The 25,106-nt window shown below is 66.1% G+C and carries 24 protein-coding genes; 6 read left to right on the forward strand and 18 right to left on the reverse strand.

Annotation, left to right across the window (positions count from 1 at the left end; translation table 11 throughout):
• Positions 1-15: 15 nt before the first annotated feature.
• The 3 genes from PEP31012_RS12995 (at position 16) to PEP31012_RS13005 (ending at position 3,500) form a co-directional block, all read left to right on the forward strand.
• Complete coding sequence (locus tag PEP31012_RS12995; RefSeq protein WP_150589755.1) at positions 16-912, forward strand: hypothetical protein; 897 nt, start codon at positions 16-18, stop codon at positions 910-912.
• 54 nt (positions 913-966) lie between these two features.
• Complete coding sequence (locus PEP31012_RS13000; RefSeq protein ID WP_150589756.1) at positions 967-2,115, forward strand: hypothetical protein; 1,149 nt, start codon at positions 967-969, stop codon at positions 2,113-2,115.
• 158 nt (positions 2,116-2,273) lie between these two features.
• Complete coding sequence (locus PEP31012_RS13005; RefSeq protein WP_150589757.1) at positions 2,274-3,500, forward strand: flagellin N-terminal helical domain-containing protein; 1,227 nt, start codon at positions 2,274-2,276, stop codon at positions 3,498-3,500.
• A 164-nt stretch (positions 3,501-3,664) separates the two neighbouring features.
• Here the strand turns inward: PEP31012_RS13005 and PEP31012_RS13010 are convergent, their stop codons facing one another.
• The 7 genes from PEP31012_RS13010 to PEP31012_RS13040 all read right to left on the reverse strand — a co-directional run bounded on the left by PEP31012_RS13010 (position 3,665) and on the right by PEP31012_RS13040 (position 12,389).
• Positions 3,665-4,621: a D-2-hydroxyacid dehydrogenase gene (locus PEP31012_RS13010; RefSeq protein WP_150589758.1), complete on the reverse strand. Its 957-nt coding sequence runs from the start codon at positions 4,619-4,621 to the stop codon at positions 3,665-3,667.
• A gap of 29 nt (positions 4,622-4,650) precedes the next feature.
• Positions 4,651-6,630 (reverse strand): transketolase, encoded by a 1,980-nt coding sequence (gene tkt, locus PEP31012_RS13015; RefSeq protein WP_150589759.1) that lies wholly within the window; start codon positions 6,628-6,630, stop codon positions 4,651-4,653.
• Between the two features lie 105 nt (positions 6,631-6,735).
• Positions 6,736-8,589 carry a TRAP transporter large permease gene (locus tag PEP31012_RS13020; RefSeq protein WP_150589760.1) on the reverse strand — a complete coding sequence of 618 codons (1,854 nt, stop codon included), beginning with the start codon at positions 8,587-8,589 and terminating at the stop codon, positions 6,736-6,738.
• Complete coding sequence (locus tag PEP31012_RS13025) at positions 8,586-9,629, reverse strand: TRAP transporter substrate-binding protein (RefSeq protein WP_150589761.1); 1,044 nt, start codon at positions 9,627-9,629, stop codon at positions 8,586-8,588. Before PEP31012_RS13025 ends, PEP31012_RS13020 begins: the two co-directional genes overlap by 4 nt.
• Before the next feature lie 96 nt (positions 9,630-9,725).
• A complete protein-coding gene (locus PEP31012_RS13030; protein WP_150589762.1) occupies positions 9,726-10,490 on the reverse strand; it encodes an SDR family NAD(P)-dependent oxidoreductase in 765 nt (254 codons plus the stop codon).
• 55 nt (positions 10,491-10,545) lie between these two features.
• The gene (locus PEP31012_RS13035) at positions 10,546-11,544 is read right to left on the reverse strand and encodes a transketolase family protein (RefSeq protein WP_150589763.1); all 999 of its coding nucleotides are present in this window, start codon (positions 11,542-11,544) and stop codon (positions 10,546-10,548) included.
• Complete coding sequence (locus PEP31012_RS13040; RefSeq protein WP_150589764.1) at positions 11,541-12,389, reverse strand: transketolase; 849 nt, start codon at positions 12,387-12,389, stop codon at positions 11,541-11,543. The genes PEP31012_RS13035 and PEP31012_RS13040 overlap by 4 nt, the downstream gene beginning before the upstream one ends.
• Before the next feature lie 204 nt (positions 12,390-12,593).
• Here PEP31012_RS13040 and gcvA point away from each other — a divergent pair, with 204 nt between their 5' ends.
• Positions 12,594-13,517: a transcriptional regulator GcvA gene (gene gcvA, locus PEP31012_RS13045; RefSeq protein WP_150589765.1), complete on the forward strand. Its 924-nt coding sequence runs from the start codon at positions 12,594-12,596 to the stop codon at positions 13,515-13,517.
• Between the two features lie 122 nt (positions 13,518-13,639).
• Here gcvA and PEP31012_RS13050 read toward each other — a convergent pair whose 3' ends face one another.
• The 7 genes from PEP31012_RS13050 to PEP31012_RS13080 are packed head-to-tail and all read right to left on the reverse strand — an operon-like array spanning position 13,640 to position 20,221.
• Positions 13,640-15,706, reverse strand: a complete 2,067-nt coding sequence (locus PEP31012_RS13050; protein ID WP_246171275.1) for a flagellar biosynthesis protein FlhA — start codon at positions 15,704-15,706, stop codon at positions 13,640-13,642.
• A 16-nt stretch (positions 15,707-15,722) separates the two neighbouring features.
• Positions 15,723-16,871 carry an EscU/YscU/HrcU family type III secretion system export apparatus switch protein gene (locus tag PEP31012_RS13055; protein ID WP_150589767.1) on the reverse strand — a complete coding sequence of 383 codons (1,149 nt, stop codon included), beginning with the start codon at positions 16,869-16,871 and terminating at the stop codon, positions 15,723-15,725.
• A gap of 4 nt (positions 16,872-16,875) precedes the next feature.
• Complete coding sequence (locus tag PEP31012_RS13060) at positions 16,876-17,700, reverse strand: flagellar biosynthetic protein FliR (RefSeq protein ID WP_246171276.1); 825 nt, start codon at positions 17,698-17,700, stop codon at positions 16,876-16,878.
• A 39-nt stretch (positions 17,701-17,739) separates the two neighbouring features.
• Positions 17,740-18,012, reverse strand: coding sequence for a flagellar biosynthesis protein FliQ (gene fliQ, locus PEP31012_RS13065; protein WP_150589768.1), 273 nt, complete (start codon positions 18,010-18,012; stop codon positions 17,740-17,742).
• A 10-nt stretch (positions 18,013-18,022) separates the two neighbouring features.
• Positions 18,023-18,844, reverse strand: a complete 822-nt coding sequence (locus tag PEP31012_RS13070) for a flagellar type III secretion system pore protein FliP (RefSeq protein WP_150589769.1) — start codon at positions 18,842-18,844, stop codon at positions 18,023-18,025.
• On the reverse strand, positions 18,841-19,347 hold the full coding sequence (locus PEP31012_RS13075) for a FliM/FliN family flagellar motor switch protein (RefSeq protein ID WP_174978231.1): 507 nt from the start codon (positions 19,345-19,347) through the stop codon (positions 18,841-18,843). Before PEP31012_RS13075 ends, PEP31012_RS13070 begins: the two co-directional genes overlap by 4 nt.
• Before the next feature lie 16 nt (positions 19,348-19,363).
• Positions 19,364-20,221 carry a FliM/FliN family flagellar motor switch protein gene (locus tag PEP31012_RS13080; RefSeq protein ID WP_150589771.1) on the reverse strand — a complete coding sequence of 286 codons (858 nt, stop codon included), beginning with the start codon at positions 20,219-20,221 and terminating at the stop codon, positions 19,364-19,366.
• Positions 20,222-20,436: 215 nt separating this feature from the next.
• Between PEP31012_RS13080 and fliE the strand changes: the two genes are divergently transcribed.
• Entirely contained in the window at positions 20,437-20,769 is a 333-nt protein-coding gene (fliE, locus tag PEP31012_RS13085; protein WP_246171277.1) for a flagellar hook-basal body complex protein FliE, read from the forward strand.
• A gap of 89 nt (positions 20,770-20,858) precedes the next feature.
• Here fliE and PEP31012_RS13090 read toward each other — a convergent pair whose 3' ends face one another.
• Positions 20,859-21,767 (reverse strand): LysR family transcriptional regulator, encoded by a 909-nt coding sequence (locus PEP31012_RS13090; protein ID WP_150589772.1) that lies wholly within the window; start codon positions 21,765-21,767, stop codon positions 20,859-20,861.
• 307 nt (positions 21,768-22,074) lie between these two features.
• Between PEP31012_RS13090 and PEP31012_RS13095 the strand changes: the two genes are divergently transcribed.
• A complete protein-coding gene (locus PEP31012_RS13095; RefSeq protein ID WP_150589773.1) occupies positions 22,075-23,487 on the forward strand; it encodes a methyl-accepting chemotaxis protein in 1,413 nt (470 codons plus the stop codon).
• Positions 23,488-23,621: 134 nt separating this feature from the next.
• Here the strand turns inward: PEP31012_RS13095 and PEP31012_RS13100 are convergent, their stop codons facing one another.
• The 3 genes from PEP31012_RS13100 to PEP31012_RS13110 all read right to left on the reverse strand — a co-directional run bounded on the left by PEP31012_RS13100 (position 23,622) and on the right by PEP31012_RS13110 (position 24,912).
• Complete coding sequence (locus PEP31012_RS13100) at positions 23,622-23,924, reverse strand: hypothetical protein (RefSeq protein ID WP_246171278.1); 303 nt, start codon at positions 23,922-23,924, stop codon at positions 23,622-23,624.
• A 527-nt stretch (positions 23,925-24,451) separates the two neighbouring features.
• Positions 24,452-24,589, reverse strand: coding sequence for an entericidin A/B family lipoprotein (locus tag PEP31012_RS13105; RefSeq protein ID WP_150589774.1), 138 nt, complete (start codon positions 24,587-24,589; stop codon positions 24,452-24,454).
• 116 nt (positions 24,590-24,705) lie between these two features.
• Entirely contained in the window at positions 24,706-24,912 is a 207-nt protein-coding gene (locus PEP31012_RS13110; RefSeq protein WP_150589775.1) for a CsbD family protein, read from the reverse strand.
• Positions 24,913-25,106 lie beyond the last annotated feature (194 nt).

A 25,106-nucleotide genomic window follows, 5' to 3' on the forward strand; every position in this document is an offset into this window, starting at 1 on the left:
GGAAAGGACATCCTCATGCAAATCCATCATCACTTCAGCCGCTTCGAACGCGAGCACGTGCTGCGCGACATGAACGAGCGGCTCGAACGCCTGACCGACCGCGCGCGCGAAGAAAAGCGCGTGCTTCACGCCTCGGACGATCCCGTCGATTTCGAGCGCATTGCGCGTATCGACCGTGCGCAGCAGACGCTCGCGCAACGCACGAAGGTCATCGCCAGCCTCGAGGCCGATCTCAAGCAAGCGAGCGTAAGTTTCAAGAACGCTTACGACCGGTTGAGTGCGTTCAAGAGCGATGTCGTGACGAAGGCGGGCACGCTGCAAGGCGGCGTGGCACTGGACGACGTCGGCAAGATCCATGCGCTGATGCGCGGTCTCACCGACGCGTTCAACCTCCGTCGCGCCGACGGCAGCCATGTGTTCGCGCGCATCGGTGCGCCCATCACCGATACGGCCGCGCCCGGTGCTGGGACGACGAATTTCACGCTGACGGCGAACGCGCCCGCGCCCGCGTCCATCGAGATCGGCGACGGGCTGCACCACAGTCACCCGCCACGGACGTGGCAGGGGGTGCCGGATCTGCTCAATCGCCTCGGGGCGGCTGCGGCGTCGTTGGCGAATGACGTCAGCCCCGATGCGGTCGCGGTACTGCGAGCGCTGGCTGACCCGATCGATGATCAGTTGACGCGGATTGCCGACGTGCAATTCGCGAACGACCACAGCGCAAAGCGGCTCGAGGCAGTGCGCAAGGAGCATGGGGTGCACAGCGAGGTGCTCGTCAAGGCGCGCGTCGCGATCGAGGGCAAGCCCGCCACCGAGGCATTTCCGGAACTGATGGCCTTGTATCGCGCCATGTCGGCGGCGCGCACGGCACATGCCGAGGTGGGCAAGTTGTCGTTCTTCGATGTCCTCTGATGGCTTCCGATGCCTTCATGTGCCCGCATCGTCTGAACGAACAGGACAGGACTCATGGTTGACGTGATTCGAGAGATTCCCGGGGGCGCGGCCCGCGCGAATCCCCGTACCGGCGACGTCGCGCAAACCGGCGCCTCGACGCGAGCGTTGACGGAGGCGCGTTCGGCGACCGCCACACTGGGCGTGACCGGCGCGATGCGCGCGGGCGCGTCGGCGTGGCTGGCGTCGCCGTGCGCGGCGCCCGTCGACCGGCAGCGTGTCGCGCAAGTCGCCGAGCTGATTTCGACGCATGCCGTAGCGAGCCGGGCAAACGCGGGCGCGCAATGGCTGGCGACGCTTCACGCGTCGGCGAGCACGGCGTTGGCGTCGCTGTCGCGCTGGCGCGACGGCGATCCGGCATCGCAGTCGCAGGCACGCCGTACCCTGGATGCCCTGGTCGTCCAATGGGACGCCCGCGAGCGCGCTAGCCTCGGGACGGTCGACGACCGGCTGCATTTCGATGCACAGGGACGCACGCCGAAACGGTTCACCGTCGAGGGCGTTGCCCCCGCGCAGTGGCGTGCGTCGGCGACCGGGCAGATCACGCTCTTTCCCGCCGGACCGTACCGGGCGGGTGTCGAGATCGACGTGGCGAACGCGGTGTCGCAGGCGGGATTGCGTCGTCGCACGGCGCGCGCGCTCGCCGCTTACGGCATCACGCTGGAGCCGCCCCCGCCGGAACGCAGTTGGGTGATGAGCGCGCCCGGCGCGGCTTGGCCGTCGCTGGCGTCACGCTTCGCCATCGCGCAAACGGCATCGTCCGCGTCACAGCAAGCAATGGCTGGAGGTGCCGATGGCGTCGCGCGACGCGCAACGCTTCGCGAGGCGCCGGATGCCATCGCGCCCCAGTCATGGCGCGTCGATGGAGCGGACGCCGTTGCCCAGACGCGGCGCGCGCTCGCCTCGATGGTGCACGCCATTCGAGAGGCCCACACATTGGCGCGAAACACGGCGCGCGCGTCGGCACAGGCCGTCGGTCGCGCGGCGGGCAGTGCCGGACACGCTGCGGCCAACGACAGCGCTTACGCCACGGCGATCGCCTCGGCAAATGCATGGGCGACAAGGCTCGGCAAGCAACCGCCGTTCGTGGCGCTGACGCTCGCGATGCCGGGCGGCGTGCCGGTCAGCCGTGCCAACGTTCGGGCGTTGCTGGCCGACAGCTAAGCGCGGCGGGTGCTGTGCGCGAACGCAGGCGCGACGCTCACGAGATGGGAAAAATCATCGCCGGAAGGCATTAACAAATGTTGTGACGGGACGCCTTATCACGGTGAGGCAGGCCATCCGGTCTGCCAGATTGCTCACCAGCACAAGGAGCCCTAGCAATGTTGACTCTGCATACCAACGTGGCGCAAATGTCGTCGCTGAATTCGCAACGCAGCACCGGCGGCAAGCTGAACGCCATCATGCGCGACCTGTCCACCGGCACCAAGAACGACCTGTACAAGAACGATCCGGCGGCAGCCCGCATTTCGGCCATGCTCAACATGCACGCCAGCGGCACCAAGTCGGCGATCAGCAACATGAAGTACGCCCAGTCGAGCACCCGCGTCGCCCAAGGCGCACTGGACAAGGCCAACGAACTGCTCGTGACCATGAAGGATCTGGCCACGCAAGCCAAGGACGGCCTGAAGGGCGACGCCGAGAAAAGCGCGCTCCAACAGCAATACACCAACAATGCCCAGGCGCTGCAGGCGATCTTCGAGAACACCACGTTCGCCGGCAAGAACCTGCTGAAGTTTGAGTTCGGCAGCGTTGCGACGGGGATTCTCGCGGCGGGCAAGATCGACCTGCAAGTCGGCGCGGGCGCGGCCGAAACGAAGGTCATGGACATCAGCGGCGATCTGCAAAGCCTGTTCGCCAGCGTTGGCAGTGCGACGGCCAATTTCGGCGCGCAAACGAACCCGTCGTACCCGTCCAATACCTCGTTGAAGGACGCCTTGGGCGCCGGTTCGGATGCTGATGCCGCGGCACAACTGATCCAGGATCTTTCGGCGAAGCCCGGCATCAGCGCGATCTTGAGCAAGGTGCAGAACGCCACGGGCAACGTGACCTGGGAGGCCGGTCTGACGACGATGATCGAAGGTCTTGCGGCCGGCACTCGCGCCGATTTCGATGCCTTGCGCACGGCCCTCACCGCACCGCTCAATGGGCTGGCAGCCACGGCGGGCAACGCGCTCGACCTGGGTGAGCAAGCGAAGCTCTTCAACGCGTTTGACGAAGTGCTGAACGCGCGTTTCAATTCGCCGTCGACGCAACTGCTTGACGCGTCCTCCGCGTCGAACGCCATCACCAACCTCGAAACCGCCATCGGCCAACTGGCCACCGTGCAAGCCAGCATCGGCGCCGCCATGATGGATCTGGACGGTCGCGAGGAAGTGCAATCGACGCTGCTGCAAAACACGCGTGAAGCCAACTCGCGTCTGAACGAAGTGGACTTTGCCGAGTCGGTGTCGGAGCTGACCAAGCTGCAAACGCAGATGAACGTGAACCTGCAAATGCTGCAAAAGGCCGGCGAAATGCCGAGCATGATCCAGATGCTGCTGCGTTAATCGCACTCAGCGCACCGTACCGGCCGGTGAAGTTTGCCGGCCGGCAAGTCGGGACAGGAAAGCCAACGGTATTGCACCGTTGGCTTTTTTCATCTCACCATGACGCCATCGCGGCCGCGTCAATGTGCCCTGAGGCTATCAAGAACGCGATGGCGTCCCAACCTTCACACCTCATTGACCCTCGCCCCACCCACGAACGCCTCGACATTGACGATCAGTTGATCGGCCAGCGCCTGCTGCGCTTCGTCAGATGCCCAGGCGACGTGCGGCGTGACGATCACGTTGGGCCGATGCGCGGCGCGCATGAGCGGGCTGTCAGCGGGGGGCGGCTCGCCGCCGGCGGCTACGTCGAAACCGGCGCCGCTCACCCATCCTTCGTCGAGCGCGGTCACCAGGTCGGCTTCGTCGACGAGCCCGCCGCGGGCCGTGTTGATGATCAACGGCCGGCGTTGCATCGCGCGAAATTCGGGCAGCGCCAGCAGCCCTTGGGTTTGCGGCGTGAGCGGACAATGCAGCGTGATGATATCGCTGGTGGCCAGCATTTCCTCCCAGGGCGTGTAGAGCGATCCGAGTCCGCTTTTTCCCTTGTGCGCGGCGAACAGCGGCACCATGCCGAAGGCCCTGCCAATCTCCGCAACACGTTGGCCGAGCCCGCCCGCGCCGATGATGCCCAGGCGCGCGCCGCGCAGGTCGTGAATGGGATGATCGAAGAAACAGAACTGTCCGGCGCGTTGCCAGGCCCCCCCCAGCACGTCGTCGCGATACGCGACGAGATTGCGGCGCAGCGCGAGGATGAGCGCGAAGGTGTGCTCGGGCACGGTGTCCACCGCATAGCCGCGGATGTTGCTCACGACGATCCCGCTGGCACGGCACGCGGCTTTGTCGACACAGTCGGTGCCGGTGGCCGCGACCGCGACGAGTCTCAGCTCCGATGCTTCTTGCAGCACTGCCTCGCGCAGTGCGACCTTGTTGGTGATGACGATGGTCGCACCGGCCAGACGCGCAGCGACTTCATGCGGCTGCGTCCGGTCGTATTCGATCCATTCGTGCGCGAACCCCGGGCGGCGCAGGCGAATCTGCGGCGCGAGCGTCGCGCGGTCGAGAAAAACGATTCTATGCATGGTCGAGAGGTGTGACGGTGCGGCGTGATTCAAAGGAGCCGCATTGCCTGCGATGCGACCTGCTCGGCGGTGATGCCGAAGTGTTCGTAAAGCGCCTCGGCGGGCCCGGAGGCGCCAAAGCCGGTCATGCCGACGAAGGCGCCGCGCTCGCCGAGATAGCGGTCCCAGCCGAGGCGTACCGCCGCCTCGACGCCGACGCGCACGGTGCCGGGCCCGAGCACGGCAGCGCGGTAGTCGGCGTCCTGCGCCTCGAACAGCGACCAGCACGGCATCGAGACTACGGCGGTCGGCACGCCGTCGCCCTGCAAACGCGTGCGGGCGGCCAGCGCCACGGCGACTTCCGAGCCGGTGGCCAGCAAGGTGACTTGCCGCGCGCCGCCTTCGGCTTCGGCCAGCACGTACGCGCCGCGGCGCGACAGATTCTCCTCGACGTGTTTGGCGCGCACCCGTGGCAGCGCCTGGCGGGCGAACACCAGCGTGCAGGGGCCCGTGCGGTGTTCGAGCGCGAGCATCCAGCACTCGGCGGCCTCGACCGCATCGGCCGGGCGCATCACCTGCATGTTCGGCATCGCTCGCAACGACGCCAGGATCTCGACCGGTTGATGGGTCGGGCCGTTCCTGCCCACGCCGATCGAGTCGTGACTGAAGACGAATTTGACGGGCAAGCCCATTAGCGCGGCCATGCGCATCGCCGGTCGCTCATAGTCGGAGAACGCCAGATAGGTCACGGCCAGCGCGATCACGCCGCCGTGCGCGGCCATGCCGTTGGCCATCGCGCCCATCAAATGCTCGCGCACGCCGCAATGGACATAGGCGCCGGCCCGCTCGCCGGGCGTGAAGGCCCGCAATTGCCGCTTGTGTCCGGTCGGCGCCTCCAGATCGGCGCAACCGACCATGCGCTCCGGCAGATGCGGCGTGAGCAAGTCGCTGATATCGGCCGAGATCATGATGCCCGCAGGCGCCTCGTCGCTTTGCATCGCACGCTGGCGATAGTCTTCAAGCACCTCGCGCCAGCCCTCGGGCAGCGCGCCGGCCTGTACGCGCTCGAACTCGGCGCGCTCGGCCGGCGCCAACGCGGCCACACGTTCGTGCCAGGCACCGTATTCGGCCTGGCTGCGGCGCCCGGCGGCACGCCATGCGTCGAGCACCGGACCCGGCACCTCGAACGGCGCGTGCGGCCAGTCGAGCGCATCGCGCATCTGCTGGGCGTCGGCGGCGAACAGGCGACCGCTGTGGCCGCCGCGCTGGCCCTGCAGGCGCGTGATGCCTTGGGCGATCACGGTGCGGCATGCCAGCAGCGAGGGGCGCGGGTCCTGACGCGCGATTTCCAGTGCAGCCGACACTGCTTCGAGATCGTGACCGTCGACTTCCTGAACATGCCAGCCGGCCACGCGAAAGCGCGCCGCGACATCTTCGCTGATCGACAGTTCGGTGCTGCCGTCGTCGGTGATGCGGTTGTCGTCCCAGCACAGAATCAGCTTGCCCAGGCGCAGGTGCCCGGCCAGCGAGATCATCTCCTGGCCGATGCCCTCCTGCAGACAGCCGTCGCCGACAAACGCGTAGGTGTAGTGGTCGACAATGCCGCGGCCAAAGCGGGCCGCCAGGTAGGCCTCGGCGATCGCCATGCCCAGCGCATTGGCAATGCCCTGCCCGAGCGGCCCGGTGGTGACTTCGATACCGGCGCCGGGGTCGTATTCGGGATGGCCGGCGCAATGCGAGCCGAGCTCCCGGAACGATTGGATTTGATCGAGCCCGATGCGCGCGTAGCCGCTCAGGTAAAGCAGTGAGTAAAGCAGCATCGAGCCGTGTCCGTTGGAGAGCACGAAGCGATCGCGATCGGCCCAGGTCGGGTCGGCAGGATTGAATTTGAGATGGCGCGTAAACAGCGCCGTGGCGATCTCGGCCATGCCCAGCGGCACGCCCTGATGCCCCTCGCCGGCTTGCAGAATGGCATCGATGGACAAAAAGCGTATTGCGTTGGCCAGCGCCTTGGCATCGGTGTGCGACATGTCGAAAGCATCCTTCGCGCGGCCCTTGGCAGGGCCGCGTCAATCAAGCATTAAGTCACGGAGTGTTGGTGTGCGGCAACGCCCGTGCGCGCCGCACCCGCGGGTTCAGAGGAACCCGGTGGAAATCCACGGCACGGCCACGACCACCGCAAGGCCCGCGGCAAGCGCGCCGAGATACGGCCAGATGCGGCGCAATCCGGCGTTGGGGTCGACCCGGCCGATGGTGCAGGCCGCGTAGTAGCCCAGGCCGAAGGGCGGCGTGAACAGGCCGATACCCATGGCGAGGATGACGGTGATGGCGTAATGCACTTCGTTGATGCCGGCCTGGCGTGCGATCGGGAACAGCAGCGAGCCGAACAGCACCATCGCCGGAATGCCTTCGAGCACGCTGCCAAGAACGACAAAGGCGATCACCGAGATGAACAGGAACCCATACGCGCCGCCCGGCATGCGCGCCATGGCATCAGCCAGCGCCTGCGAAAAGCTCGCCTGGGTCAAGGCCCACGCCATCGCGGTGGCCGCGCCGATGATCAGCAAAATCGCGCCGGACAGCGATGCGGTTTCGACCAGCATCGGATAGATGCGCCGCCAGTCGAACTGTCGATACACCAGCAGCCCGATCACCACCGTATAGGCAATGCCGATGGTGGACACTTCGGTAGCCGTGGCCACCCCCTCGGCGACCGCATAACGGATCAGCACCGGCAAGACGAGCGCCGGCAGCGCCACGACCAGCGTGCGCAACACGGTTTTGAGGCTCGCCCTCGGCACTTCGGCCGCCGCGTCCCCCGTGCGCCGCCGAGCGATCACCGCCAACGCCAGCGCCAGCACCAAGCCCGGCAGCAGCCCGCCCTTGAACAATGCCGCGATCGACACGCCGGTGACTGAACCGATGATGATCAATACGAGCGACGGCGGAATCGTCTCGGCCATCGCGCCGCACGCGGCCAGCAGCGACACCAGCTCGCCCTCGGGAATGCCGCGCCGTTTCATTTCCGGAAACAGTACCGGCGCCACTGCCGCCATATCGGCTGTCTTGGCGCCCGAAATGCCGGAGACCAGCAGCATCGCACCGATCAATACGTAGGACAATCCGCCCTTGACGTGCCCCAGCAGCGAAGCGAGAAAGGCCACCATCGCCTCGGCCATATGGGTCATTTCAATGAGCTGGCCGAGCAGGATGAACAGCGGCACGGCCAGCAGCACCAACGAGCTCATGCCCTCGTTCATCTGCCCGGTGATGACCGCCAGCGGCGTCGTGGTGGTGGTGAGCAGGCAAGCCACCGTGCACAGCCCGAAGCAAAACGCGATCGGCAACCCGACCAGCACGCCTCCGCCGAGCAACAGGCCAAAGAAAATCACCAAATTCCAGTTGCCCATGGTCGCCAGCAGATCGCGTCCGCCATACAGCGCGAGCGCGATAAGCGCCAGCGCGCCGAATCCGAGCAGCAACTCGCGCGCCCGGTGCCGCATCAGCCGCACCGCGCAGATCGCCAGCATCAGCGCGGCGCCCACCGGCACCGCCGCTGCGCGCACGGTGTCGTGCAGGCCCAGTACAGGTGTCTGCACGATCCACTGATTCGATGCGTAATCGATCGACGGGCCGAGCATGATGACCAGGAAAAGGCAGGGTGCACCTATCGCCAGCACCTCGGCAAACGCCTTCCATCGGCCGGGTAGCCGCGCGGCCAGCACCGTCATGCGCATGTGGTGCCCGCGCCGCAGGGCGACGGCCGAGCCCAGCATCGCCAGCCACAGGAACAGGATGGACGCGATCTCGTCACTCCATACCAACGGGTGGTTGAAGACGAAGCGCGCGACGATGCCGATCAGCAGGATCACGACCTCGGCCAGTACCGCGATGGCCGAGGGGATCTCGATCAGCCAGCCGAGCGCGCTGTCGCAGCGCCCCTGCCAGGCAGGCAGGGGGTGCTCGTCGATCGAGAGCGCGCTTGTCATGCCAGTGCCCCGGTGGTTTGCTGCAGCAGATCCCAACCCTGCGCGCCGAACTTGTCGCGCCAGTCGTGATAGAAGCTGGTCTTGCTCAACTGCGCGCGGAACGCCTGCTTGTCGGCGTCGACAATCTGCAGCCCCTTGCTTGCCAGGCTCTGGCTCAGCGTCGAGTTCAGGGCGGCGATGTCGGCCCGCTCTTCGGTGGCCGCGCGATCGAACTCCGTGAGCACGATGGCCTGCACGTCACTCGGCAGACGCTTGAATGCCGCCGGGTTGCCGAGAATCCAATAGGCGTCCCAGACGTGGCTGGTCATGCTGACGTACTTCTGGACTTCATAGAGTTTCGCGGTGGAGATGATTGGCAGCGGATTTTCCTGACCGTCGACCAGACGGGTCTGCAGCGCCGAATACAGTTCATTGAAGTTGATCGGCGTGGGTCCGGCCTTGAGCGACTGGAACAGCGAGATCAGCATCGGCGCGACCGGCACGCGAATCTTGAAGCCGTGCAGATCGTCCGGCGTGCGGATCGGCTTGGTCGACGAGGTGATCTGACGGAATCCGTTGTCCCACGGACGCGACATCGCGAGCATGCCGGCCTTGCCGATTTGCGCCTGCATGTATTTGCCCAGATCGCCGTCCATGGCTTTCCAGACGTGATCGTAGTCGGGGAAAGCGAAGCCGGTGTTGGCGATGCCGGCGGCCGGCACGAGCGTGGAGAGCACCGAGGCGGCCATATTGATGAATTCGACCCCGCCATTGCGAATCTGCGACAGCAAATCGGTGTCGGAGCCGAGCTGATTGCTCGGAAACACGCGAATCTCAAGACGCCCGCCGGTGGCCTTGAGAATGCGCTCGGCGGCCTGTTTGGCGCGCACGTTCACCGGATGGCTCGGGTCCTGGCCGGTGGCCAGCTTGTAAGAGAACTGCGGCGCCGAAAACGCCCTGCCGGAGACGCTCACCAACGGCGCGGCCACCGACAGTGCTGCACCGGCTTTCAGAAAGGTACGGCGGTTGATGCGGGTTTTCGTGTTGGAATCCGTGCTCATAATGTGCTCCTCCGGTGATGGCGTGTACCGCTGTTGTAGTTTTAACGCTTGCTTGAGCCGCGCCGGCGCGCCGCAGCGCGCCGGGGTGATGCCTGCTTAACCGTGAATCAGCATGCCGCCGTTGACGTCGATCACCGCGCCGGTGATGTAGGACGAAAGATCGGAAGCGAGGAACGTGAAGGCGCCGGCCACGTCGTCGGGCACGCCGATGCGGTTGAGCGGAATTCCCGCCAGGATTTCGACCTGCTTTTCGTCGCTGATCTTTCCGGCATTGATGTCGGTGTGAATCAGACCCGGTGTGACGCAATTCACGCGAATGCCGTCAACGCCGAATTCGCGTGCCATCGCCTTGGCCAGGCCCAGCACGCCGGCCTTGGCGGCGGAGTAATGCGGGCCGCCCAGGATGCCGCCGCCGCGCTGCGCCGACACCGACGACATGCACGCGATCGAGCCGCTGTGCTGCTTTTTCATCTGAGGAATGACGGCTTGCGACAGATACAGCACCCCGCGCAGATTCACGTCGAGAATCTTGTCCCAACTCGCCGCGTCGATGTCGAGCAGCTTGACCGGCTGGGTGATGCCGGCGTTGTTGACCAACACGTCGATCTTGCTGAAATCGCCAACGACCTGCTCGACCGAGGCCACGCACGCTTGCTTGTTGGTCACGTCGCAGGCATAACCGCGATGCCCTGCGCCAAGGCTCGCCGCAGCCTCGGCGGCGGCCGCCTGATCGAGGTCGAGGATGGCCACACGCGCGCCGTGCCGGGCAAACATGCGCGCGGTGGCGATGCCGATGCCGCGCGGCGACGCTGCGCCGGAAATGACGGCAACCTTGCCGTCCAGAAGTTTTGTCTCGCTCATTTTGTCTTCCTAAGGTAGATCGCTTGACGGGCTTTCGTAAGGGGTGGCGAGCGCGTCAGCGCAGCCAGGTTTTCACGGTATCGGCCATGGTTTGCGTGGAAATGCCGTAGCGATCGTGCAGGGTCGGCAGCGCACCGGCATCGAGAAATGCATCGGGCAGGCCGATCTGGCGGAACGCCGGTGTCACGCCATGGGAGAGCAGCACGCCGGCAACCGCCTCGCCGAGCCCGCCGATCACGGTGTGGTTCTCGGCGACCACCACCAGACGGCCGCTGCGGCGCGCCTCGCGCAGAATCGCGGCGGTATCGAGCGGCTTGATGGTAGGCACGTGCAAGACGCCCACGTCGATGCGCTCGGGCGCCAGCGTCTTGGCGACTTCGAGCGCGCGCATCGTCATGATCCCCGACGAAATGATCAGCACGTCGGCGCCGTCGCGCAGCAGCTTGGCCTTGCCGAGCTCGAAGCGATAGTCGTATTCGTCGAGCACGGCCGGCACGTTGCCGCGCAGCAAGCGCGCGTAGATCGGGCCGTGATGGGCTGCCATGGCGGGCACCATTTGCTCGATCTCCACCGCGTCGCACGGATCGATCACCGTCAGGTTGGGCATGGCGCGAAACAGCGCCAGATCCTCGGCGGCCTGGTGGCTCGGCCCGTAGCCGGTGGTCAAACCCGGCAGCGCACAGACGATCTTGACGTTCAGATTATCTTCGGCGATCGCCTGATGAATGAAGTCGTAGGCGCGGCGCGCGGCAAATACCGCATAGGTGGTGACGAACGGTAACGCACCCTCGTGGGCCAGGCCGGCGGCCGCGCCCATCAGCAATTGTTCGGCCATGCCCATCTGGTAATAGCGTTCCGGAAAGGCTTGCGCGAAGAGGTGCAGGTCGGTGTATTTGCCGAGATCGGCGGTCATGCCGACGACGTCGGCGCGTTCGCGCGCCAGCGCCACCAGGGCGTTGCCGAACGGGGCGGCGCGCGTGGCCTGGCCATCGCCCGCGATGGAGGCGATCATCGCCGAGGTTTTCAGGCGCGGCTTGCTTGCGGCGGTGCTCATGCTTGTCTCCCGGCGTCGAGCGCTTGCAGCGCGAGTTGCCATTCGTGCGCCTCGACCCGAATGAAGTGGTTCTTCTCGCGGGCTTCGAGGAACGGCACGCCGCTGCCCATTTTGGTGTCGCACACGATCATGCGCGGGCATGCGCCGCGGTGCGCGCGAGCCGCGTCGAAGGCGGCGATCACGGCGGCCAGATCGTTGCCGTCGATGCGTTGCACGAACCAGCCGAACGCCTGCAGCTTGTCGACCAGCGGCTCAAAGGCCATGACCTGCGTCGACGGTCCGTCGGCCTGCTGGTTATTCACGTCGACGATGCCGATAAGGTTGTCGAGCTTCCAGTGGCTGGCCGACATGATGCCCTCCCACACCGCGCCCTCATCGAGCTCGCCGTCCGAGAACAACGTGTAGACAAAGGCGTCCGAGCCGCGCCGCTTGAGGCCTAGGCAACGTCCCACCGCAATGGTCAGGCCCTGGCCAAGCGAGCCACCGGACATTTCCATGCCCGGCGTATAACTGGCCATGCCCGACATCGGCAAGCGGCTGTCGTCGCTACCATACGTTTCCAGTTCTTCCTCGGGGAGGATGCCGGCCTCGATCAATGCCGCATACAAGGCGATCGCGTAGTGTCCGTTGGACAGCAAAAAGCGGTCTCGGCCATCCCATTCGGGGTCGTCCGCCCGCAAGCGCAACGCGTGGCCGTAAGCGACCGCGAGGACGTCGGCGATATCGAGAGCCTGGGCAATGTAGCCCTGACCCTGCACCTCGCCCATGCGTATCGCGTTGCGCCGGATACGGTAGGCACACTCCGCGAGACGGGCATGCAACCCGGGGTCGCTCGTAGTCACCATGTTCTCCTTGTCCCGGCCGTCGCGCTCAGGCTCGACCGGATGGGTTTGCTGGATGCGGGCGTGCAACCGCCGCCTCGCAAGAACCTGGGCTTGGGCAAGACGCTTGCCTTCGCAGCCAGTGAAATAAGCTTAAAGAGTTGAATGCGCGGGCTCAAACGAATTAATATGGGCTTATCGTTGAATTCAATTCACGTATTCGTTGCGATGCACAATCACGTCACGCTCAAATCAGTTCAGGCTTTCGAGGCCGCCGCGCGGCTGTCGTCCTTCGCGCTTGCTGCGGAGGAATTGTTCGTGACGCCCTCGGCGATCAGTCATCAGATCAAGCTTCTGGAAGAACAGTTGAGTGTCAGGCTGTTCCATCGCGTGCATCGTGCGGTCGTCCTGACCGACCTCGGCCGGCGATACGCCGAGGAGGTGGCGGCGGCATTCGCGCGCATCGATCACGCGACCCGGGAGCTGGGGCGCGCCGCCAAGAGCGACATCCTCACGATCCATTGCACGCCGAGCTTCGCCACGCAATGGCTGATGCGACGCCTGGCGCGCTTTAGTGCGCTGCACCCGGACATCGATGTGCGCCTGAACGCGTCGGCAGGCGCGGTCGATCTGCTGTCGGAGGAAATCGACGTCGATATCCGTTATGGCGCCCGCAAGTTGCAGCCGCCCGGTGCGATGGTCTTCGAGCTGCCGCCCGAGACCGTCGCACCGCTTTGTTCGCCAGAACTTGCCTATGGCGAGCATCCGATCACCCGGGCGGCTGACTTGCAGCATCACCCGCTGATTCACAGCGAGGGCTGTCTGGTGGGCTGGCGCGACTGGATGCGCCAGCATCGCAAAGTGGCGCTCGACGTCACGCGCGGGCCACGTTTCGATCGCTCCTTCATGTCGATCAGCGCCGCCGTCGACGGTTTGGGTGTTTGTCTCGACAGCCTGCTGCTCGCGCAACGCGAGCTCGAAACCGGCCAACTGGTCGCTCCGCTTGGCCTGACGGGGCTGACTGTGCGGGGCTATACGCTGAATGTGCTCAAATCCCGCGCGGAACTGCCGAAGGTGCGCAGTTTTCACGACTGGCTGTTCGGCGAGCTGGAGAATACTGGGCTCCCTGGCGTTCCACGCCGAATCACCTAGGTGGCACCTGACGCAAAGCGCCACACAATCGCGCGGCCGCCGAACGCCGGCCTAACCTGTCGCTACATAAGCACTCTCGCACCGCTGCCTGACCCCACACGACACTTGGCAGCGGACATTTTTCATCCCAGCGTTCCCGCCACGTCGATCTCCTTTGTCTGCGGCACCTCGTTATACGAGAGCACGTGCAGCCCGCTCGCGAACATCCGGGCATAGCGCGCCAGCAGCGGCCGGAGCTGCGGCATCACGAGCAGCACCGGCGCGTGGCCGGTTTGCTTCATGTTCTCGCGCGCCTGCGGCATATGGGCCTGCAACTGCTCCAGCAGTTGCGGATCTAGCGGAAAGGCATCGGCGGTGGTTTTGCCCGACTGCTGCGCGGCGGTGTAGGCGCCCAGCAGCAGGTTCTCCAGATCGGTCGTGAGTTGATAGACGTGCAGCGTCGGCGCGTCGCCGATCAGTCCGTGCACCAGCCTGCGCCCCAGCGCACTGCGCGCTTCGGCAGCCAGCACCAGCGGATCCTTGCTCGTCACGGCCGCATCGACCAGCGCCGTCGCCAACACATCGATGTCCTGCAACGACACGCTCTCAGTGAGCAACTGACGAATGACCGCCAACTGCTGTTGATGCGTGAGCGCCTTGTCCAGCGCGTCGGCCAGCGCGGGCGACAACTCGCGCAACCGTTCGCCGAGCGAGGTGACGTCCTGGTAGGTGAACAGGTCGGCCAGATGCGTCTTCATCGCTTGCTGAACGTGTGTGGCGATCACCCCGGCGGGATCGACTATCTGATAGCCCAGCCCCAGCGCATGGGCGCGCTGATCCGCTTCGATCCACACGACAGGCATGCCGAACGACGGATCGATGGCGGGCATGCCGTCGAGGTCGCCATAACAATCGGGGGCCGGGATCGCCATCAAGCGGTCGTGCGGCAGCGAGGCACTGGCGACACGCACTCCGCCGACGTCAATCGCATATTCACTCGCCCCGAGCCCGAGTCCGGTATCGAGCCTGACCGCCGGCACGACGAAGCCCATCGCCTGTGAGAGCGTCTGCCGCATGCCGTAGAGACGTTGCACGAGCGGCGCGCCTTCGCGCTTGTCGGCGAGACTCACGATCTGAAAGCCGAGGCTGACGGTCACCGGCGCGACGAACGGCAGTTGCTCCCACGTGAGGGCGGGCGGCTCGTGGGCGGTGAGCGCGGCTTCGAGCGCCCCGGTGTCGTCGGCCGTGTCGGGCGCGCGCCGCCGACCGACGCGCCACGCGACAAATCCCATCACCGCCGCGAACGCCAGGAACGGCGCGGTCGGCATGCCCGGAATCAGCGCCAGCACGAACATCAGGACGGCCACACTCGCGAGCACCGACGGCGAGGCCAGCAACTGGTCGCCCACCTGCTTTTCGAAATCGCCCGCATCGGACACCCGCGTCACGATGATCGCCGCCGCGGCCGAGAGCAGCAGCGCGGGGATCTGCGCGACCAGGCCGTCGCCGATGGTCAGCAGCGAGTATTGGCGGAAGGCGTTGCCCGCACTCATGTCGTGCATCGTCACGCCGATGGCGACCCCGCCGATCAGGTTGATGAGCAGGATGAGAATGCCCGCAATGGCGTCGCCGCGCACGAATTTCGAAGCGCCGTCCATCGCCCCGTAGAAGTCGGCTTCTGCGCTGACTTCGCGACGGCGGGTCTGCGCGGCTTCCTGGTTGATGAGCCCGGCGTTCAGGTCGGCGTCGATGGCCATCTGCTTGCCGGGCAGCGCGTCGAGCGTAAAGCGCGCCGAGACTTCGGAGATGCGCTCGGCGCCCTTGGTGACCACGACGAAGTTGATGATCATCAGGATCACGAACACCACCAGACCCACGACGAAATTGCCGCCGATGACAACGTTGCCGAATGACTCGATGACGCTACCGGCCGCGTGGGTGCCCTCGTTGCCGTTGAGCAGCACCACGCGCGTGGACGCAACGTTCAACGTCAGACGCATGAGCGTAGTGGCGAGAATGACCGTCGGGAACACGGAGAAGTCGAGCGGACGCCGCACCGACAGGCTCACCAGGATCACGACCATCGAGAGCACGATGTTGAACGTGAAGAGTGTGTCGAGCAGCAGCGGCGGCAGCGGCAGGATCACCATCGCGAGGATGGCGAAGACAAGAAGCGGCGTCAGAAATTTGTGACGCCGAAGGTGGTTCATCAGTCGGCTCATGGGATCAGGGGCGGAGTCGCGTAGCGGGTGGATCGGAGAGCGCCGCGGGCACGGCGGGCGTGTCCGGACGGTCGGGGTGGGTGGCGCGCTCGCCGGTGCGCCAGGCGCGCAGTTGCAGGACGTAGGCGAGAATCACGGCCACCGCTTCGTAAAGCGCGGCGGGAATCTGCTGGTTGACCTGGCTGGTGTGGTAGAGCGCGCGCGCCAGCGGCGGCGCACTTACCACATCGATCTTGTGATCGCGGGCGATCTGGCGCAGCACGCCTGCCATTTCGTCGAGACCGCGCGCCACGACATAGGGCGCTTGCGCGCGCTCGGTGTCGTACTTGAGCGCGATGGCGTAGTGCGTCGGGTTGACGATCACCACGTCGGCCGACGGCACCTTGCGGCGCAGGCTGCGCTCGGCCATCCGGCGCTGTATTTGTCGAATGCGTTGTTTGACTTCGGGGCGTCCCTCGGTCTGCTTGTGCTCGTTCTTGACCTCCTGCTTGGTCATGCGTTGCTCGCGCAGGAAGAAGAAGCGTTGCAACGGCAGGTCGAGCAAGGCAAACGCCACGAACGCGCCGCCGAGTACGAGCACCGCGTCGCACAACAATCCGAGGCCCACGGCGATCGCCTCGCGCGGCGCGCTTGCTTGCAGCGCGAGCAGGGCGTCCCAGTGCGCACGCACGACAAAGACCAGCACCGTCGCCACCAGCACGACCTTGGCCACGGCGGTGCCCACCTGCGCGTAGTGCTTCATCGAGACCAGCCGGCCCAGGTTGGCCTTGGGCGAGAGGCGCTGCCATTTCGGCTTGAGCAGTGTGGTGCTGAAGACGTAGCCGCCGGGCAGCATGGCCGCCACGCCAATGCACAGGGGAATCGCGGCCAGCGGGGCGAGGAGCTTGATCAGCAGCCACATCGCCGCCGGCAGCAGGGCCGTCCAGGCGTCGTCGAAGCCGAGGCCCGCGAGGTCGGCGAATGCCGCGGCATAAAGGGACCGGAAGTGGTCGAGCTGCGCGGGCGCGGTGACGGCGAGCACGGCCACGCTGCTCATGATGCCGACCGCCGTGGCCGTATCGCGCGAGCGCGCCACCTGGCCCTGCTCACGCGCGCGGCGCAGCTTCTGGGACGAGGGGGCTTCGGACTTGTCGCCGGTGTCTTGGGTCGTCATGGGCTCAAATCGGTCGGGCTGGGCGGGCGACGGGGCCGAGCGTGTCGAGCACGCGTTCGGTCAGCGCCAGGTAATGGGCGGGCAGGGCCGGGACGACGGCCGAGAGCACTACGAGCCCGACGACCGTCGTCACGGCAAAGCCCAGGGAAAACAGGTTCAGCGCCGGCGCGGCGCGATTGAGCAGACCCAGCCCGAACTGGACGACGAAGGTCGTGAGCACCACGGGCAGCGCCAGCGTGATGGCGGCTGCCAGCGTCCAGCCGAGCGCGCGCAGCAACCCGGCGAGATCGCCGAGCGGCAGTCCGCCGCCGATGGGCCAGACCTCGAAGCTGCGGCCGACGATGGCGACCGCGATGAGGTGCGCATCGGCGACGAAGAACAGCAACGTGCCGAGGCATACCATCAGCAGCGAGACCGGCTCGCTGGCTTCGCCGTTCATCGGATCGTTCATCGCCGCCATGGCCAGTCCCATCTGCGAGGCACACAGGTAGCCCACAAGCGTGAGCAGGCTGCGCACGATGAAGAACGCCAGCCCCAGACACGCGCCGATGATGGCTTGTTCGGCGGCCAGCACGACACCGGCCAGCGAGAATGGATCGATCGGGGGCACGCCGCCTTTGGCGAGCACCGGCCATAACGACAGGCTGAGCATGAGCGCCACCAGCACGCGCCAGCGCATCGGCACAACACCCTCGCCGACGAGCGGCAACATGCTCAGTGCGGCGACAAAGCGGCAGAACGGCCACCACAGCATCACGAGCTGCGCGGGCCATTGGGCGAGCCAGCCTTCAAGGCCAGGCCAGGCGGCCAGGGGAAGCGGAAACGGCATGAGGGGGATCCGGCTGCGGGGCGTCGGCGGCGCGCCGCGCTACCCGGCGAGCATGGCCGCGCGAGCGAAGATGTCGGCGGCGAAATCGGTGAGCGTGCCCGCGAGCCACGGGGCGGCGAGCCCGAGCGTAAGCAGTGTGACGATCAGGCGCGGCAGGAACGACAGCGTCTGCTCGTTGATCTGCGTGGCGGCTTGAAAGAGCGCCACGACGAGCCCGGTGACCAGGCTCGGCACGATGAGCACGAGCACGATGACGATCACGAGCCGCAGGGCATCCAGGCCCATGTCGATGGCGATGTCGCTGGTGAGCATGGCGTTCTCCTCAGACCGCCTGCACGCTGGTGACGAGCGTGCTGACCGTAAGCGTCCAGCCGTCGATGAGCACGAACAGCAGGAGCTTGAGCGGCAACGAGACGACCAGCGGCGAGAGCATCATCATGCCCATCGCCATGAGCACCGAGGCCACCACCAGATCGATGACGAGAAACGGCACGAAGAGCATCGCCCCGACTTGAAATGCGGTTTTGAGTTCGCTCAGCAAGAACGCTGACGCCTTGACCAGGAAACTGTGCGCCTGCGGCTCGGCGACGTCGGTCTCGCCGGTCAGCCGGGCCATCAGGTCGAGCGACGTCTGGCGCGTTTGCGCCAGCATGAAGCGCGAGAGCGGGGCTTCGCCGGCACGAATGGCTTCGGTCAGCGTGATGCGGTTTTCGTCGTAGGGTACGACGGCCTGCGTCCAGATCGCTTCGCCGACCGGGCGCATGACGAGCAGGCTGAGCAGCAATGCCATGCCGGTGAGCACGCGCGAGGGCAGGCCCTGTTGCAGGCCCAGCGCCTGACGCAGCAATGCGAGGATGATGGCGAAACGCACGAACGTCGTCATCACCATCAGCAGTATCGGCAGCAGTCCCAGCAGCGTCATCAGGATGAGCAACTGGGTCTTGACGGTGAAGTCGGTGGTGCCGCCCTGCGTGCGCAGGCGCATCAGGTCGCCCGCTTCGTCGGCATGCGCGCCAGTGGCGAACAGCGCGAAGCCGATCGCGAGGATCGCGAGCACGAAGGTCTCCGATGCGCACAGCGGGAAGCTGCGCGGCCCGCGAGGGCGCGAGTGGCGCTGGCGCAGGAGGTGTAGCGCGGCTTTCATTGGGCCAGCCGGTCCAGCTCGAGCGCATCGAGCGTGAGGATCTTCAGCCCGTATTGCGCGCCCGAGACGACGACTTCCGCCAGGCCCACCGGCACACCGTTGACCAGCACGGCCAGCGGCGCACCGGCTGCGCGATCGAGACTCAGGACGTCGTCGGCACGCAGGGCCGCCAGTTCGCCCAGCGTGAGGCGGGTTGCACCGACTTCCAGCGTGAGCTTGACCGGTACACGGCGCAGCGTTTCGCGCATGGCGAGCGGTACCGGGGCAGTGCTGGCCGCGTTCGTGCGACGGGCGGCGAGTGCCGCGCTATCGCTGGCCTCGCCAGACGCGCCGAGCCAGTCACCGGCCAGATCGTCGGACAGGTCGGGGAGTGCGCCGAGGGCAGGCAGATCGTCGGCGAGGGCATCCAGGCGCAGGTCTGCGGCGGTGCGCGCCGTTGCATCGGCGGACACACCGGCATTGGGCGTTTGACCGGACGGGTCGTGAGGGAAGTGGGTAGACATGATGGTGACAGAGTCCTTACTCAAGAGTTTGGAAGTGCGTGAGACACAGATGCGCATCGCGCTCGACGATGTCGGCGCTCATCAACGGGTCGTTGTCCACGCAAACGAGCGCGCGTTGCATGAACCGCACCGGCAGGACGTCCCCCGGTTGGGCGTCGAGCAGCGCACCGAGCGACAAGTCGACGTCGAGCCAGTGCGCGCTCAGACGCACGGGAATCGTGGCGATGTCGCAGGCGGGTGGCGTGTGTTGCGCGGCACGTTCGCCGGCGTCGGGGCCGAGCATCGTGAGCCAGCGGCGGGCGTCCTCGGCGGCGAGCCGGAACGTGACCGTGCCCAGCGGCGCGTCGCCCGCGCGATCCGCGATGCGCGCGCCGATCCACAGCGATGGCGGTGTCAAGCGCGGCGCTGATGCCAGGGTCTCGACATGGGCCGTGGCCGGTGACATCTCCGAGGAGACGGCCAGGCGCAGCGCGTCAAGCATTTGCCGCGCGAAACGCGTGACGAAACGCTCGTAGGTCGCCGCGGGCGGCGCGGCGTGCAGGGCGGGCGGCCCGACGAAATCGTCCGCGTCGTAGCGCAGACGAAAGGCGTCGCGCAGCAGGCCCGCGTCGATGCCAACGTCGATGCCGTGGCCATCGACATGAAAGCGCTGCACGATGACGTCGTTGACGTTCGGCGCGCTGGCGCTCACGGACATGGCGGCGACACGCCACGCCATAGCATGACGATGACGAACGTGCTGCGGTAATTGGACATCGAGGCGCGAGCGCAGCCGCTCGGTCAGGGGGTCGAGAAGCTGCGTCGGCTGTCCCAGCCGGCACGGATCGAGTGCCCGGATCGCGCCGGGCGGCGTAGGCGCGTGCATTGTGTTCATGTGATTGGATGTCGGTTCGCAGCGCTCGTGAGCGCAAGGAAGTTCGCATCCTAAAGGCGTCTTCCCCACGTGTTGATGGGGAATGACTCAACCGCGCGCGCTTTGGGGGATTCCCCATTCTGGGTAGGGCGGGGTGTGCGTAAAGTGCGGAGTCTTGTCAGTGCTGCCTGCGCCGAAGGCGGGGGCACACGTCGAACCTCACGATGGAGATACGAATGCCCGTTTCGATGGAACAGTCATTGATGGCTGAAATGCGTCGCATGCAGGCGACACAGCGCGAACTGGATCGCGTGGCAGGGGCGCGCGACGCCGACCCCGCGCTGGCCGGTACGCCGACCGGTCCCGACTTCGGCACGATGCTGCGCGGCGTGGACGCGGCCCAGCGCGATGCGGGCGAGCGCATGCGCGCGTTCGATCTGGGCCAGAGCGACGACCTGACCGGCGCGATGCTGGCGAGCGCGCAGGCCGACCTGTCGTTCTCGTTGCTTATGCGCACGCGCGACAAGGTCGTGGGTGCGGTGGAAGAGTTGGTGCGCATGCCGTTCTGAGCGACGCCCGGCACAGCGTTTGCGTCGCCCTCGCACATGCGCCGGCATGCGGATGTCGAGGGAGCCGCTACCGTGCGGTTAGCGCATCGTCACCGCACCGTCGCCGGATCGTCCGCCGCCGAGGCGAAGCACTGGGCGAGAAAGCGCTCGGTCGGACGCGACAGCGCGTCGGCGTGCGGCACGAGTGCCGTCAACAGACGTTTGAGGCCATGCGGGGGATCGATGCGTACGGAGGCGAGTGCCGCGTCTTCGTGACGCATCGACATCGCAGACACGAAGCCCACGCCCATGCCTGCGCGCACGGCCTCCTTGATACTCTCCACCCCGGCCAACTCCAGCGCCACGCGTGGCGAGAGTCCGGCCACCGAGAAGGCACGCGCTACCAGCGCCCGCACCCCCGAGCCGGGTTCGCGCAGGATCAACGGGTACTCGGCGATGGCCTGCAGCGAGGCGCCGTGCGGCGGTTGTGCGAGGGGATGGTCGGCGCGCGCGATCGCCACGACTTCGTCGTTGCGCCACGGACGCACTGCAATTTCCCGCGACAGCCCCGGTGGCACCGCGCCTTCGATGAACGCGACGTCGAGCCGGTCGAGCTGCGCCACGATTTCACTGGTGTTGCCGTCGACGATATGCAGTGCGACTTCGGGGTAGCGTTGATGGAATTCCGCAATCGCGTAGGGCAACAGGTAGCTCGCGGGCGTCGTGCTCGCGCCAATGCGCAACGCGCCGGTTTCCATGCCGCGCAGGTCGTCGCGCAGGGCGATGGCCTGGCGATAGTCCTGTCGCAGCTTGTTGGCATACACGGCAACCTGCTCGCCAACGGCGGTCAGCCGGATGCCGCGGCCATCGCGTCGGTACAACGGCTCGCCGAACGACTCCTGCAACAACCGCAATTGACCGGAGACGGCGGGTTGCGACAGGTGCAGCGCCTGCGCCGCATGGCTGATGTTGCCCAGTTCGGCCACGGTCGCGAAGGTCAGCAATTGGTCCGGCGTCATGGTGAATCCATCGGATAGGGTGATGATTAACGATCATCATAGCCATTATTCGGATGATTGACTGGCGGCGCGACAATCCTCAGGCAGTAAGTCCCGCGTAAGCCGTGCATGAGAGGGTGCCGCTATAAAGTCGGAAGGGCGGGGCGGCGGCCAGCGAGGCATCCCTCAAGTCGGCGGTATTTCTCCCGTTATGCTTTTCGACACACCCGCGTGTGGCGCGAACGTCTGCGCCGGTGTTTGCCGGCCGGTCGGGTGACGGTTGCGCCCTCGTCATAACAAGCAGATCAGAGACGCGAGGAGACTGAGGATGGGGCTATTCACGAGCGCCCGGGGAGCGGCGCAAACCGTCAGCATCATGAACGAGGTGGCGCTCAACGCCGGCACCCTGGGCGTTGAATTGTGCGATATCGCCGGTAACGTCGACGAAATCGCTGTTCGCATCAAGCGTCAGGCTGAAGTGTTTCAGGCGCTTCGCCAAACCGCCGCTGAGACGAGCGAAGGCAACCAGCGCATCGCCAACGCCGCGCGCGAGGCGCGTGATGTGGCCGATCGTGCGAGCGCGCAAATCACGGCGTCGCGCAGCACGGCCGACGCCTCGCTGGCTTCGATCCACGGCCTGGTGGAGGGCGTCTCCGGCATGGCCGGCGAGATCGCGGGGCTGCGCGACGCGCTCGACCACGTCGGCAAGGTGGCCGAGGGCATTTCGGTCATCGCCCGCCAAACCAATTTGCTCGCGCTCAACGCCGCCATCGAAGCCGCGCGCGCCGGGGCGGCCGGGCGCAGCTTCGCCGTGGTCGCCACCGAGGTCAAACTGCTCGCCAGCAAGACGGCCGAGGCGACGCTGCAGATCGAGCAGACACTGGCCGCGCTCGGCGAGCGCACCGAGCGCCTGATGCGCGAGAGCAACGCCAACGTCGCGCGCGCCAACGACGCCCGCGAAGGGACAAGCGCCATCGCCAGTGTGATCGAGACGGCCGGGACCGCGCTCGATACGTTCGACCGTCAGGCCGGGCAGATCGCGCAGGCGAGCGAAGCCATCGAGAACGAATGCACCATGCTCGCCGCGCATGTCGACGAAATGGCCGACGGGGTAGCGCATTCGGCCGAACACGTCGAGCGCGCGCGTGAGCGCATCAACGGTCTGCTCGGCGTCTCGGAGCATCTGATCGGCCTGATTGCCGGCAGTGGCGTCGAGACGGAGGACACGCCATTCATTCGCGCGGTGCGCCGTGCGGCCAAGCAGGTGGGGGAGACTTTCGAGGCGGCGCTGGCCAAGGGCAAGATCACCGAGCAGGCGCTGTTCGATCGCCGCTACGAGCCGATTCCCGGCTCGAATCCTCAGCAGTTGATGGCCAGCTTTACGCGCTTTACCGACGAGACGCTGCCGGCCATCCAGGAGCCGCTGCTTGCGCTCAACGAACGCATCGCTTTTTGCGCCGCGGTCGACGAGAATGGCTATCTGCCGACGCACAACCGCAAATTCTCGCAATCACCGACCAACGATCCGGTATGGAACGCCGCGAACTGCCGCAACCGGCGTCTGTTCAACGACCGCACCGGCGCAGCCGCTGGGCGCAACACGCAACCCTTGTTGCTGCAGACCTATCGGCGCGACATGGGCGGCGGCGAGTTCATGGTGATGAAAGACGCCTCGGCGCCAATTTACGTGAACGGACGTCATTGGGGCGGCTTCCGCATCGCCTACCGCGTCGCCCGGTAGCTACGCCAAGCCGCGTTGCGCCAGTCGGCTACGTCAAAATGAACGCGCCACCGACCTCACAGTCGGTGGCGCGTTCATCTACCGGGGGCCGGTGCATTTCCCGGCCAGGCGACCGGTGAATGGCCGGGCGTCGCTCAATGGCGATGCCAGCGATCGCGGTGCCAGTGGCCGTGTCCGTACCCGTAGTACGGACGCCCATAGTAGACCGGCGGCCGACCGTAATAAACCGGTGCCGGGGCAACATAAACGGGCGGCGGGGCGTAGTAGACCGGCGGCGGGGGCGCGACGTAGACGGGCGCCGGCGCATAGACCGGGGCGGGGACGACCAGCGGCAAGCCAATGCCGATACCGACCGAGACGTGCGCCTGCGCTGTCCCGACAGCGCCCGCCGCGAGCGCGATGCCCGCGATGGCAAGGGCGGCAAACTTGGTTTTCATGACGTTTCTCCTGCGGACTTGGCAGCGTACGGTTGACGACGCCCGGACGGCACCATGCCGACCGGCGCGCCAGATGCCCGTGGGCACCGTGGTTTGTCAGATTCCTTGGCCTTAACTTTACTGAAGTTCCGAAACGCGGGCGTGGCGCAATTGTTGCAAAGTATGCGCATTGACACGGTACAGGGAACGTTCGGGCGTGGAAAAGCGGCCGCCAAACGTGTAAATCAAGTCGTCATTCTATTCAGAATCAACGATTTGCGCTCGTTTCGGTGCGCGTCATGCGGCACGGGTTCGCATCGGCGCGCGCCGGATCGGGCGGCGCTTGTTACATTCATTTACATGCGCGTCCGCCGCCTGTGGCGCAAAAACAGCAGGCGGATGCCGCATTCGCCACATCCGCCTGCCCTCGGCGTCGCACACGGATGCACGACGCCGTCTCCTCCCCGCCAAATCGGTTCGTCCCGGGCGGCTTGCATTTTGGGGGCACTCACAGCGACCGCGCGCCGCATTTGGGGGACGTCCCCGCGTTACTTGGCGCGATCGGCGGCGCCCTGAATGGCTTCGCCCCCGCGTTCAACGTCCTTGCCCGCGCCGTGGATGGTGTTGCAACCGGCCAGACCCAGTGCGAAGCCGCAGAGCAGCGCGATAGCGATCAGTCGTTTCATGGGAATGTCTCCTTTGACAGAGGATATTGTGCGTCGCGTGGCAAACCCGCGAAGGCAAAGGGGCGTATCGGGGTGCCCGGGGGTGCCCGCCTTCCGGCGGGCACGGCCGCCACGGCTTACCAGAGCTTGTGGTGGTCGTTCCAGTTGTCGACTTCGCGCTCGGCTTCGGCCTTCGCCTTGCCGTAGCGCTCCTGGATCGCCCCCACGAACTTGTCGCGGTTGCCTTCGATCTTGAGCAGATCGTCATCCGTCAGGTCGCCCCACTGCTTCTTCGCTTCGCCCTTGAGTTGGTTCCACTTGCCCTTGATCAGATCCGAGTTCATAGCCACTCCTTCATTTTGGGTTGGATTGGGATGGGTTCGGGTAATGCCTGGCATCGGCACGCACAGCGTCGTGCCGGGTCGCCGCGCCTTCCGGGCGACACGTGATTCCATGGTAGGGAGTGCGAAGCGTTCGCGCTGTCAGCCGAGTCAGCGCTGATGCGTAGGCGGAGTCGGGTTGCGCTGTCGGTGCATTC

The sequence above is a fragment of the Pandoraea eparura genome (assembly GCF_902459725.1).
GTDB classification, from domain to species: Bacteria; Pseudomonadota; Gammaproteobacteria; order Burkholderiales; family Burkholderiaceae; genus Pandoraea; species Pandoraea eparura.